Here is a 13,772-nt window from a genome sequence, read left to right as displayed (position 1 = left end):
TACTGAACCCAGCGAACTCAAACACATTCTCCAAATTAGGAGTTATGAAAATAGTTAAAAAAATATCATAACTATTGTAAATTTTTTCCTGTTACGTAACAGGTAAGGATATCTTGGAAAGGTGACGTTAACAACCAGGTCAGTATGTCTTCTGCCAAACCCAAGATTATAGTTCTCGACGACGATCCGACTGGTTCTCAAACCGTGCACAGTTGCTTGCTGCTGACACGTTGGGACGAAGACACCCTGCGTTTGGGGCTGCGGGACAAGTGCCCGATTTTCTTCATACTGACAAATACTCGATCGCTAACTCCCGAAAAAGCAGCCTCCGTCACCCGCGAAGTGTGCCAAAATCTCAAAAAGGCGATCGCCAGCGAAGAAATCGAAGACTTCCTAATAGTTAGCCGTTCCGATTCTACCCTGCGCGGCCACTATCCCATCGAAACCGACGCGATCGCTGAAGAACTCGGCCCCTTCGACGCTCATTTTCTAATTCCCGCCTTTTTTGAAGGAGGCAGAATTACCCGCCACAGCGTGCATTACCTAATGGTTAACAGCGTCGCAACGCCTGTTCACCAAACCGAATTTGCCAAAGATTCAGTCTTTGGCTACAGTCACAGTTACCTCCCCGACTATGTAGAAGAAAAAACCAAAGGTCGCATCCACCATGATACTGTCGATCGCATTTTACTCGAAGACATCCGCTATGGAAGTTTAGATCGACTGATGGAGATGACAGACAACCAATGTGCAGTTGTGGACGGCGAAAGCCAAGCCGATTTAGACACATTTGCCAAACACGTTCTCGATGCAGTCAGTCAAGGCAAAAAGTTTTTATTCCGCAGCGGGGCGAGTATTTTAACATCCTTAGCTGACCTCGGTCACCAGCCAATCGCAGCCGACAATATGGCAAAATACGTGAGGGGCGGCAAAGCGGGTGCGGTAATAGTTGGTTCCCACGTTAAGAAAACTACTGAACAATTGGAACGCTTGTTAAAAGAACCCAATATAGTTAGCATTGAATTAGATGTATCTCACTTGCTAGAAGATTCACCAGAGTATCGCACCCAAATGCTCGATGAAATTCTCGAAAAAGTCCGCACTGCTCATGCCAATGGCAAAACGCCTGTAATTTATACCAGCCGCAAGGAACTCGAATTTGACAATGCAGAAATTAGGTTAAAATTTGGAGAGGCGGTTTCTGCTTTACTGATGGATATCGTGCGGGGACTGCCTGCAGATATCGGTTTTTTGATTAGCAAGGGCGGCATTACTTCTAATGATGTTTTGAGTACAGGTTTGTCGCTGAAAAGTGTCAGGCAAATCGGTCAAATTATCGCAGGTTGTTCGGTGGTGAAAACCGATGCAGATCATCCTCTGTTTCCCAATTTACCTGTAGTTTTGTTTCCGGGAAATGTGGGCGATAGCCATGCTTTGGCTACGGTTTACAAGCGGCTAAGCAAGTAGTATAGCTCGTTGAATCGCAGATTAACGCAGATGAATGTACCTTCAATTCAGGTAGAATGTTCATCTGCGGTTCGTCGATGGGTTTCAATGCTCGATCGAACTTTATGGCAATTGTTACTGCACGGCAACTTCAAAAAAAATCTCTAGCCAACTTTTCCCTTGTCAAATCCACCACCATAGGATATAATTGAAAGTCTGTCTGTAACTAAAGCCGATCGCCCCATCTCCCAATCGCCCCTCAGCAGTCGCTCTCAAAAAAATCAAATTTAGGAAAAAAAATTAAGGCAGAACTCTACATATAGAGCCAACAGCGCAACAGCTACAGCTATCAGTAGCGTTTCCAGCTTGTATCAGCCTAAATTTTAAAATTAAGTAGAAATTTGCAGCTCGTAATTTTTAGCTCAAAGGATTAGCATATAAGGGTGACAGAACATTATCATCCCCTAAACTCATTAAAAGATGGCCATTGGTTCAAGCTGATCTGTGGGGCGAGCTTTCAACACCTGCCAGCAGTTCGGAATCTCACCTTGGCTTACACCCTAGCAGGCGCTGACTGTATCGATGTCGCGGCAGATCCCGCCGCCGTCGCCGCAGCGAAAGAAGCCCTACAAGTGGCCAGCGACTTACAGGCAAGAACTCAAAACCGCAGGTTTGGCGGCAAAGGGTTGCCGTTGCTGATGGTGAGTTTAAACGATGGGGAAGACCCGCATTTTCGCAAAGCCGAATTCAACCCAGCCGATTGTCCGGTGGACTGCTGGCGGCCGTGCGAAAAAATATGTCCAGCCGAAGCAATAGTTTTTCAGAGTGCTGGCAGTGGTTTTTCCGGGGTGATAGACCAGCAATGCTATGGCTGCGGTCGCTGTCTGCCGATTTGTCCGAGCCAACTGATTTACACTCGTTCTTACGTGTCTGCTCCCGCCGCGATCGCACCTTTAATCTTGCAATCCGGTGCGGACGCCCTAGAAATCCACACGCAAGTAGGCAGAGAGGCAGATTTTGCGCGACTTTGGTCGAGCATAGCTCCCTGGGTCGCTCAACTCAAGGTAATAGCAATTAGTTGCCCCGATGGAGACGGTTTGATTGATTATTTGCGGACACTCTATCAAATAATTTCCCCCCTTCCTTGTCCCCTAATTTGGCAAACCGACGGTAGACCAATGAGCGGAGATATCGGAACAGGAACTACTAGAGCCGCAGTCAAACTCGGTCAAAAAGTTTTGGCTGCCCAGTTGCCGGGATACGTGCAACTTGCAGGCGGCACTAATGCTCACACTGTCAGCAAGTTGAGAGCCGAGGGACTGATGAAGGATGCCGGGAAAAATTTGTCAGTTCCCCCTGTCCAATACATTGCAGGTGTAGCTTACGGCAGCTATGCCAGGGTTTTGCTATCGCCAATTTTAGAACAATTAGAAACAATGCAGACCGATCGAGCTTATGCCGTTCCGGTGGCAGTCGCGCGGTCAGCAGCCGGAGTTCAAACATCTCGGCTACCTCAGCTCGAAGCCGTCCCAGAACTTCTCTCGGAGGCCGTGAGTTTAGCTTGTTCTCTAGTTTCCCAGCTCAAAGAATTTTAGTCATTAGTCATTAGTCATTAGTCATTAGTCATTAGTTACAAGTAAAAAACAACTGACAACTGGCAACTGGCAACTGACAACTGACTAAAAAGTTGAAAACGTCACCGAACAAATCGAGGCGAATGCAGATTACAGACGACCTCAACAGATTATTAGACATCGTGCCAGATGAGATCCGGCAGCCCTTAGAGCAGCACCCGCAGCGCAACAATCTCATTGAGATTGTTATGGATTTGGGCCGCCAACCAGAAGCTCGTTTTCCATCCTTGGCCGAACCTCTTTCTCAAACGCCTGTTTCCAAGGCAGACCTCAACTATTGCATCGAGCGAGTCGGCCACTTCGGCGGCGACAATCGAGCCGGTATCGAGCAAACCCTGCACCGAATTAGCGCCCTTCGCAACCGCAGCGGCGAGATTATCGGCTTGACTTTGAGGGTGGGCCGCGCTGTGTTCGGGACGATCGGTATTATCCGCGATTTAGTCGAAACCGGTCAGTCAATTTTGATGCTAGGTCGCCCCGGAGTCGGCAAAACCACTGCCCTGCGCGAAATCGCCCGCGTCCTCGCCGATGACTTGGAAAAACGGGTGGTAATTATCGACACCTCCAACGAAATTGCCGGAGATGGAGATATCCCACACCCGGCGATCGGCAGAGCTCGCAGAATGCAAGTTTCCCGCCCCGAACTCCAGCATCAAGTCATGATCGAAGCAGTGGAAAACCATATGCCGCAAGTGATCGTGATTGACGAAATCGGCACAGAGCTCGAAGCTTTGGCGGCTAGGACGATCGCCGAAAGGGGCGTGCAGTTGGTCGGTACCGCCCACGGGAACCGGATCGAAAACTTGATGAAAAACCCGACTCTGGCAGATTTAATTGGGGGCATCCAAGCGGTGACGCTGGGAGATGACGAAGCAAGACGGCGCGGTTCTCAAAAGACGGTTTTGGAGCGCAAAGCACCGCCAACTTTTGAAATTGCCATCGAAATGCTCGAACGCGAGCGCTGGGTAATCCACGAGCGAGTTGCAGATGCGATCGACACTTTGCTGCGGGGACGCGAACCGCACCAGCAAATCAGAAGCGTCAGCGAGACTGGAGAAATAATTATCGAGCGCGAGTCAGCCGCTCCCCCCGCCCGGTTTCCGGGGATGGCAGCTTCCAGCGGCCCGGCTGCGGTATCAGCAATCCGGCCCGTCACACCGCTCTCTGGGTGGCGCAGTGCTGGCAAAATGGTGCCGATGCCCGCTCCCAGCGAGAACTTAGCTGCTAAGAGCGCGCCCGTTGCTGAGACTCGGTATTTCGAGCAACTGCTCGAAGAATCCCTGTCCGTCGAACCGGTACCCAAGGCCGGACGCTATTCCCATAATGTCGGCCCTAACGGCGAAGATTTGCCCCTCCACGTTTATCCTTACGGCATACCTCGCCACCAGCTCGAACAGGTGATTTCGACGCTGAACCTGCCGGTACTGCTGACGAAGGATATTGAGAGTGCTGACGTGGTTGTGGCTTTGCGATCGAACGTTCGCAACCAGTCGAAATTGAGGCACTTGGCCAAAACTCGCCAAGTTCCCGTGCACACAATTAAGGCCGCCACTATTCCCCATGTAGCCAGAGCTTTGCGGCGTCTGTTAGACATGGATGACCCCGGCACCCCGGAAGTGGCAGACCTCGCCTTATTCGCCCGCAGCGGTTCTTCTGATGAGCTCGAAGCTCTGGAAGAAACGCGCTTAGCAGTCGAGCAAATTGTCATTCCGAAGGGACAGCCGGTGGAACTCCTGCCCCGTTCTCCTAACGTCCGCAAAATGCAGCACGAACTTGTGGAACACTATCACCTGAAGTCCCACAGTTTTGGGGAAGAACCAAATCGTCGCTTGCGGATATATCCAGCTTAAAGTTGGAGATTAGTGCTTTTGAAGGCAGAAGGTAGAAGGCAGAAGGGATAATTTTTTCCTGGCTTGTGTCTTTTACCTTTTGCCTTTTTCTTTTGAGTAGCTGGCAAGTTTCTGATATGATGTGGTGTGACACTGTTCTTGTTAATGCGATCGGCTAAATTCCCAATTTATAATTCCCAATTTATAATTCCCAATTCCCCATATTTGGAATACACGAGCTTACAAGTTCCCCAATTCCTAATAGTTCAGCTACGCACTTCCCTTCGGCTCCCTTCGGCTTCGCCAACGGACGAGCCGCCGGCTAGCAACTATGCTCAGCACAAACTCATCAGCACCTGCTCAGTAAAAGTTGCCACTTCCCCAATTATTAAACGAATCTACCTGAGTTGACATGAATGATTCCATAATTCAGCTATTTATTAACTTAATTACTACTGAGATTGGAGTGCGAATCAGAACCCAAGATAGAGCGGGCTTGTCTCATAAAATCATCAGTCGAATGAGAGCCAGAAAAATCGCAGAAGCGGAAAAATATTATAAATTTTTAACCGACAAAACTTTTGAAAGTAAAAATGAATGGTCAGAATTAGTATTGCTATTAACAACAATTGAAAGTTATTTTATGCGAGATAAAGGACAATTTGCTCTGTTAAAAAGAGTAATTTTTCCTGAATTGATAGAGCATAAAAGAAACTTGCACAAGACCTTGGGAATGCAGCCGACATTGCGAATCTGGAGTGCGGGCTGCTCCACCGGTGAAGAACCTTATTCTTTAGCTATTGTTTTAAAACAGTTGATTCCCGATTGGGAACACTGGAAAATATTAATTTTAGGTACAGATATCAATGAAAAAGTAATCAAAAAAGCGCCCCAAGGAGTTTATAGTCATTGGTCGTTTCGCTTGGTTGAACCGCAGATACAAAAGCAGTATTTTCATCCGAGGCAAAATGATTGGGAAATTAATCTAGAATTGCGCCAAAGTGTCAACTTTAGCTGTGTAAATTTAATCACAGATGAGTTTCCTAATATTTACCAAAATATTTATAATCTAGACTTAATTTTGTGTAGAAACGTTTTTGTATATTTTGAACATAAGTATATTTCACTGGTACTGAAAAAATTTTCCAAGACCCTGAGACCTGGAGGATATTTAATGACTGGTCACGCTGAAGTTTTCGGTCAAATTATGAACGAGTTTCAACCCAAAATTTTCCCGGAGTCGGTGGTGTATCAGCGTCGGGATACAGTACCGGAGGAAGGCTCTCAAATAGAGTCTAGGATTGCAAGGGTAGGGGAAGCCAACTCGGCATTTAGGGACTTCCCGAAAGCAGATACTATGGGCGATGATAGTGGTGAGTTGCTAACAGGGGAAACGATGCCACCTAGTGTTACTACTAACAGCAATTTTTCCGAGATGCCGCCCGTATTAAACATAAGTAATCCGCTGGGGAAGATGCTGCCCTCTCGCTATCTGGAGGACGCATTGCCGAACAATGGCCTGTCAGTTACACAAAAAATAATAGCAGAAAATACTCAAAATAAAACTGCTCAAATACTCATTTTAGAGGCTAAAAAATTATTTAAAGCTCACGATTATGCTGAGGCAATCAACAAGGCACAAGAGGCAATAGACTTGCAGGGGCATAATTTTGATGCTTATTTTTTAATCGCTCAAGTTCAGGCAAATGCAGGCAATTATTCTCAGGCAATAGAATACTGTAATCGAGCTAGGAAAGTAGAGCCTGGATCAGTATATACTGATTATTTACAAGCTCAAATTGCTGAAGAACAGGGGCAATTGGAAACAGCAAAAAAATTATTAAAGAGGACTATTTATATGTGTCCATCTTTTATTTCAGCTTATATAGAACTAGGGAATATATACAATAAAGAAGGTCAAGTAAAAAGAGCTCTTAAAATGTACAATTCATCTTGTGAAATCCTGAAAGCACTACCGCCAAACACTCCCATAGATTCGCAGGGGAAAATGACAGCTAGTCAAGTGCTGATGAACGTAAAAAAAAAATTGTTAAGATTATACAGTAAAGAAACTGTATACTAAAATATGGAAACTAAACCGTATCTTATCTTTGAACAGAACGGTTTTCTCTGCGGTATAGAAGCCTGTTATGTTCGGGAAATTTTCTTTCTGCCGGAGTTGACAGCAATTGCAGAAGCACCTCAAGATATTGTTGGGGCGATCGACCTTCGGGGCGAAATTCTGCCCGTGATAGATCTGAATCTCCGTTTGGGATACGTTTGGCAGGAGTATTCTGTGACAGATAGTACGATCGTCATCGAGTGGCAAGAATTTAAAGTCGGTATAATTGTCAATCAAGTTCGCGAAGTTAAGGAACTCTCAGAAGATGCCATCACTCCGCAGCTATCTTACGGGCGAGAGAATTCAGAAGCCTCTCATCATTTTGTAGCGGGACTTGCCCGCTGCGAAGCCGATATTATCATGCTGCTGAATCTCGATCACTTAATTCGATATTCTCCCGAAAAGTCAGAGGAAAACTGGCCTGTTTCTCTAAGCAATGCAGGTAGTGAAGCAGCAGCTGATGAGGCAGAGACGGAAAATTTACACTCGCAAATAAGTACAAAATTGTTAGGCAAAAATCCTACAAATGTGAGCAATCGTCACGTTTTTTGCCCGCAGGCTACCCCCGAAGAAAAAGCAATTTTTCAATCGCGTGCTAATAATTTGAGGCGGCGAGGCGAGGGGGAAAATGATGCTGCAATTAATATTTCCCTGGCGGTGTTTGTTTTGAATGGCGAATACTTTGGTATTCCTTTGGATGTAGTGCGCGAATTTACTGATATTAACCAAGTAACTCCGGTTCCTTGCACTCCCGATCGCATAGTGGGAAATATAAATTTACGGGGAGAAATTGTGACGCTAATTGATATTCGCAGTGTTTTAAATATGTCTTTAAATATGTTGGAGACGGCAAATTATCTCTCTAAGGCGATCGTTGTTGAAGTTGGGGATTTTGTCACTGGTATAGTTGTTGACGAAATATTAGATATTATATACTTAAATGTGTCGGAAATTGCGGGTGTTCCGGCTGCACTGTATTCTGCCAACCGCGAATATCTACGGGGGACAGCTCTTTACGGGGACAAAATGATGGCTATTCTGAACTTGCAAAAACTTCTGACAAAAGGAGGATTAGTTGTTGATGAAGAGGTTTGAATCAAATCAAAAACAGGACTTACGCAAAGCCTATGTATCATGAGTTAAGTAAAGCATCTGGCTTGATACTTCATTTCCTTCGCAATCCTGATCCAACGCACAGCTCAGGACTGGTAAGGATCGGGACTCAGCATGAGAGAATTATCTTGAAATGCGTCCAGGACTAAAGAAGTTAGTTATACCCAATCCGCTTTTTAAGTGCTATTTGACTAAGAAATCTAATTCGTGTATGCACTTGCTTAAATTAAGGAAAAAAATATGTTTGCTAAAATAAACAACTTAAACATTAGAAACAAGATGCTGCTCGGATATCTAGCGCCAGCCGCTATATACTTAGGGTTTCCCGTAGTAGTTATCGCTACTACAAATCAGGTGTTTACAACTTTTCAAGAAACGGAAAGGGTACAGCACGTACTCGGAGAAACAACTAATATATCCCTAGGTGCGGAGCAAATGGTACGGGGGCTACGTGGGTATTTAATTAATAAAAATAATGATTTTTTAACGGATTTTCACACAGGTGCAGAGTTGGCTCAGCAGTCGGCGGATAATGTAGCGCCGACCGTTAAAGATCCCGAACAGAGAATTCGTTTGCAGAGGATGCAAAAGCTAGTCAAGCAATATTATGAGGGTTGTAACGAAGACATTGTTCGCTTAGTGCTGCAAAATCAGACAGCGACAGCCATCGCTGTATTTAATACAGGCAAGTACAAAAAGGTAGTGAATGAATTTTTGAAAGTGAACCGGGAATTTCGGGAAACAGAATTAAATCTGGTTAATCAAAAAACGAAAATGACGAAGGAAGCTTTAAGCTTTTTGGTATCGACGCTGCTGGTTGGTTCGGTGCTGTTAGTGCTGTTTGGTGCGGGTATGGCTGGGCGGATATCCTCAGGAATTGTTGCAACTATCGATCGGGCAATTAGCTCGATCGCCTCTTCTTCCACTGAGATTGCAGCCACCGTGGAAGAACAGGAACGCATGGCAAGTCAGCAAGCAGCTTCAGTAAATCAAACTACTATTACAATGGACGAATTGGGAGCATCTTCCAGGGCGACATCACAGCAAATCGAAACCGCCCTGGTTCAAGCAATGCAAGCCTTAAATTTAGCTGGAGGTGGCACAAAAGCTGTAGAACAAACTTTAGAAGCAATGGCAACTTTGAAAACTAAAGTTCAAGATATCCAAGGACAAATTATAGAGTTGAGCGAACAAACAGATCACATTGGTAATATCTCAACTTTAGTTAGCGATTTGGCGAATCAGACTAATATGTTAGCACTCAATGCTGCTGTTGAAGCAGTGCGGGCGGGAGAACACGGCAAGGGGTTTGGTGTCGTGGCGTCAGAAATTCGCAAACTTGCCGATCGCAGTAAAAAATCAGGAGTGCAAATTAATCTATTAGTTGCTGATATTCAAAGGGCGATTAACTCAACGGTAATGGTGACAGACGAAGGCACCAAAACAGTGGAATCGGGCGTGAATATTGCCTCAGAAACCGCAGTGGCATTTGCAGGAGTTACCAATGCCATTAACAATGTAGTTTTAAGTTCTCAGCAAATTTCGCTAAATGCCAAACAGCAATCGATCGCGATCGAACAGGTAGTGCAAGCTATGAACTCCCTCAATCAAGCCGCAGCCCAAACCGCTTGCGGTATCAGTCAAACTAAAGTCGGTACTCAAAAATTGAATGAAGCAGCCTTAGATTTGAAAGCAATTTTGTAGGAGATCAATGAATTATGAATAGTTACCAAAAAATGCCAAATATATCCTTAAGAATTAAAGCAATTGCTTTGGCGAGCTGCCGCGCTACAATTCCAGTGATATTAACTGGAGTAATAACTTTTTTGGGAACCAATCAGAACCTAATCTCAAATCAGCAGTGTAGTTGTTATTTGGGAGTTATTATTTTTTATTTACTACCAATTCACAATTCCCTATTCCCTATACTTCTGCTACGCGAGCGTACAATTTTGCAGTTCCTTATACTTAGACTATGCGATCGTACAAGTTACCAGTTACCAGTAACCAATTCCCAGTAACCAATGATTAACAATTTTTTCCCAAAAATGCAGCCTCGACTGCTGCTGCTCCTAATTTTAATTACCTTAACTCTAGTATCTATTTTTGGTTGGTATGGAACTTCTTCTTCAACAGAAGCACTGCAAAATTTAGCATTAATAACCCTTAGTGACAGTGTTAATTCCACCGCCAATCAAATGATTAACAAGTTTGAAAATCTGAGAGCCGATATTTTGTTTCTCCGCCAAACTCCCCCTGTTCTGGGAATTATTAGAACTCAAGAAGGAAATGGAGGAGACAAAAAAACTAATTCAACTTATAAAGAGTGGGTTGAGCGAATGCAAGTCACATTTTTGTCCATGATGGAAGCTAAGCCATATTATATGCAATTGCGTTACATATATCACAAAGGTAAGGATATCGTGCGCTTAGATTCTGACGGCACAAATATCAACGTTATTCCCGATTCTAAACTACAAAGTAAAGCAGACAGAGATTACTTTCTGGCGACTATGAAGCTACAACCAGGACAAGTCTATGTGTCTTCCTTAAATCTGAATCAGGAAGGCAGGAAAATAAAAATTCCTTACAAGCCAACAATTCGCTACGCAACTCCAATTTTTAATGCCAAAGGAGAAAGACAAAGCCTTTTGATTAGCAATGCTCTGGGTAGCACTCTTATCGATATGGTGAAAAATTTCACTTCTGAACTCTCCGACAAATCTTTTATCTTAAATCAAGATGGGTATTATCTGGCTCATCCCACCAATCCTAAAAAAGCCTGGGGAGTTGATCTAAAAACTCACGAAAAAATCAAAAAGGATTTTTCATCCGACATACTTGCTAAAGCAATCGACTGACTATTCAACATAATTATCATTACCACTTACCCATCAGCCCTGGTCAATTACCTATTACTCAAAAACATATATGATGATTGAAGATCAAGAACTTCGAGATGTATTTAAAGTCGCTAGTCAAGAACACTTACAGAAATTAGACGACGGATTGCTGTACTTAGACCAACATCCGAGCGACTTAGCTAAGTTAGAACAATTGTTGCGGGAAACCCATTCTCTTAAAGGTGATGCTGGGATGCTGGGAGTAAAAAATGTAGCATCTTTAGCTCATCAAATGGAGCATATTTTGGAAGGTGTCAAGCGGGGAGAAACTCAACTGAATTCGGATATTAGCGATCGACTTTCGCAAGGTTTAGATGCCATACGGAAACTCGTTAACGAAGCAGTTACCGGCGAAGATTCCGGCGTTAATACTTTTTACATCCTCGCTAACATGATGGGTGCTTCTAGTCAGCCACAGCCCCAGGCGGCCGCCTCAATAGTACATCATTCATCTTCACAAGTACCAGAACAACCGTTGGTAGAACCGCAATTTACTGAGCCTCCTACCCAAGAACTAGAAACAAATGTTGAAACTTCTGAAGTCCTTAACTTAGAGAAAAATTCCTCTTTTTTACCGCTACAATCCAAGCCAGAATTTCTACTGCAAGCTCAAAACTTGCCTGCACCTTCTGGGCCCGCCACTGCGTCGGCTTCGCAGTCGGCAGTTACTGCATCCTCAACCTCATCTTACCGCATTGAAACCATTCGCGTTGCTACTCAAAATTTAGACGATTTAATGACTCAAGCAGGGGAACTTACTGTCACAAAAACTCGGCTAGGACACCGAGTTGCAGAGATAGAACAAATTACAACTTTGTGGGAAGAGTGGAGCAGAGAATATTTTGTAACGAGCTTGAATGTTGATCGGATGCAAATAGATGAAAACGGTATTAAAGCCAACGGTAAATTTAGCCACTTGCAGGATTACTATCAACGTACAGAAAAACGTTTAGAACGTCTCGGAACTTTAGTCAACCGCTTGAGAAATCGAGTTTATGAAGATACTGCCAGACTCGAATTAATCGCTGAGGCATTAGAATCAGGAATTCGCACCCTGAGACTGCTGCCTTTGTCTACTATTTTTAATTTATTTCCTCGAACTGTACGAGACTTAGCGAAACGGGAAGGTAAAGAAGTTGCATTAGTGATTGAAGGAGGGGAAACTACAGCAGACAAACGCATTTTAGAGGAAATGAAAGACCCTTTAATGCACATGATTAGAAATGCGCTCGACCACGGTATTGAAACTGTTGAAGAGCGGGAAAAAATAGGTAAATCTCCCGTGGCTACTCTCCGAATTAAAGGCTACAAGGTTGCTAGCCATATTATTATTGAAGTTGCTGATGATGGCCGGGGACTAAATCTAGAGACCATCAAACAAACGGCTGTAAAACGTAATATTTATACGTTTGAACAACTGGCAGAAATGACCGATACTCAAGTCCAATGTTTAATTTTTACTCCGGGGTTTTCGACCAAAAAATTTGTTACTGAAGTCTCGGGCCGCGGGGTAGGTTTAGATGTAGTTCGCACTAATGTTGAAGCCCTAAAAGGTAGTATTCAAGTAGAGTCTTTGCCGGGAAAAGGATGCACTTTGAAACTGCAAATCAGCACGTCTTTAGCTACAGCAAATGTATTAATTGTAGTAGTTGAAGACATTCCTTATGCTCTGCCAGTAGAGTTTGTAGACACGGCAAAACAGGTGTCTCAGTCTGAGATATTTGCTATAGAAGGTAAGGAAACTATACTTTCAAACGGCCAGCCTCTGTCAGTTGCTCATCTGACAGATTTACTAGAAATAAACCAGAAACACCAGAAACAATGGTGGAACAAAAATCGGCACTTGAGACAGGGAACCAACAGCGAAATTCTTAGAAAAAGTCAAAAAGCATCCCTAAATTCAAATTTTTCAAAAATGCCTTGTATTGTTTTGAAAGTTGGGGAGGAAAGATTGGGATTATTTGTAGATGCTTTGATAGACGAACAGGATGTGGTGATGAAACCTCAAAGTCAATTGCTGAAACGGGTGCGAAATGTTTCGGGTGCCACAATTCTCGCTACTGGGGAAGTTTGTATGGTCCTCAATCCCCACGATTTGATAAAATCTGTACGCCAGCAAGTTTCGTCCCGTGGGCTTTCTGGTGCGCGATCGCAACTTGAGACTGCCAGCAGAAAACAAGTTATACTCTTAGCAGAAGACTCGATCGCCACGCGCACTCAAGAAAAGCGCATCCTGGAAGGTGCGGGTTACGAAGTTGTGACTGCGGTAGACGGATTGGATGCTTTCCATAAATTGAAAACTCGCGATTTTGATGCTTTGATTTCTGACGTACAAATGCCAAATTTAGATGGGTTAGCCCTGACTATTAAGATTCGCGAGCAGAAAGAATACAGTGAGTTGCCGATAATTTTAGTGACATCTTTGGCGTCGGATGAAGATAGAAAAAGAGGGGCTGATGCGGGGGCCAATGCTTATATTCCTAAAGGGACTTTCAATCAAGATGTGCTGGTAGAGACACTAAAAAGGTTAGTTTAGTCATGAGTCATGAGTCCTTGGTTATTAGGCATTTGTTATTTACTACCAATTAGCAAGGCCCAATACCCAGTGCCCAGTGCACAATTACCAGTGCATCGATGCCCAATGCCCAATACTTTGATTCTGCGGTTCCTGAGCGAGTTGTACTGAGCCTAGCCACTCGCTCTGCGCGGCTTGCCCGCTCCCGAA

At 44.3% G+C, this 13,772-nt stretch carries 8 protein-coding genes; all 8 read left to right on the top strand.

Annotated features, from left to right (window positions below):
• The first annotated feature begins 144 nt into the window (after positions 1-144).
• Positions 145-1,467, top strand: coding sequence for a four-carbon acid sugar kinase family protein (locus QUA74_RS09000; RefSeq protein ID WP_333327150.1), 1,323 nt, complete (start codon positions 145-147; stop codon positions 1,465-1,467).
• Positions 1,468-1,889: 422 nt separating this feature from the next.
• A complete protein-coding gene (ldpA, locus tag QUA74_RS08995; protein WP_333327148.1) occupies positions 1,890-3,041 on the top strand; it encodes a circadian clock protein LdpA in 1,152 nt (383 codons plus the stop codon).
• 122 nt (positions 3,042-3,163) lie between these two features.
• Complete coding sequence (locus tag QUA74_RS08990) at positions 3,164-4,930, top strand: R3H domain-containing nucleic acid-binding protein (RefSeq protein ID WP_333327146.1); 1,767 nt, start codon at positions 3,164-3,166, stop codon at positions 4,928-4,930.
• A 391-nt stretch (positions 4,931-5,321) separates the two neighbouring features.
• On the top strand, positions 5,322-6,992 hold the full coding sequence (locus tag QUA74_RS08985; RefSeq protein WP_333327145.1) for a CheR family methyltransferase: 1,671 nt from the start codon (positions 5,322-5,324) through the stop codon (positions 6,990-6,992).
• A gap of 3 nt (positions 6,993-6,995) precedes the next feature.
• On the top strand, positions 6,996-8,126 hold the full coding sequence (locus QUA74_RS08980; RefSeq protein WP_333327143.1) for a chemotaxis protein CheW: 1,131 nt from the start codon (positions 6,996-6,998) through the stop codon (positions 8,124-8,126).
• A 258-nt stretch (positions 8,127-8,384) separates the two neighbouring features.
• On the top strand, positions 8,385-9,848 hold the full coding sequence (locus QUA74_RS08975; RefSeq protein ID WP_333327142.1) for a methyl-accepting chemotaxis protein: 1,464 nt from the start codon (positions 8,385-8,387) through the stop codon (positions 9,846-9,848).
• Positions 9,849-10,168: 320 nt separating this feature from the next.
• Entirely contained in the window at positions 10,169-11,005 is an 837-nt protein-coding gene (locus QUA74_RS08970) for a cache domain-containing protein (RefSeq protein WP_333327140.1), read from the top strand.
• Between the two features lie 73 nt (positions 11,006-11,078).
• Positions 11,079-13,583 (top strand): hybrid sensor histidine kinase/response regulator, encoded by a 2,505-nt coding sequence (locus tag QUA74_RS08965; protein ID WP_333327252.1) that lies wholly within the window; start codon positions 11,079-11,081, stop codon positions 13,581-13,583.
• Positions 13,584-13,772: the final 189 nt, after the last annotated feature.

It is taken from the genome of Microcoleus sp. LAD1_D3, from assembly GCF_036702135.1.
Classification (GTDB): domain Bacteria; phylum Cyanobacteriota; class Cyanobacteriia; order Cyanobacteriales; family Microcoleaceae; genus Microcoleus.
The sequence above is the reverse complement of the archived record's forward strand: the minus strand, read 5'-3'. Positions and strand labels throughout refer to the sequence as shown.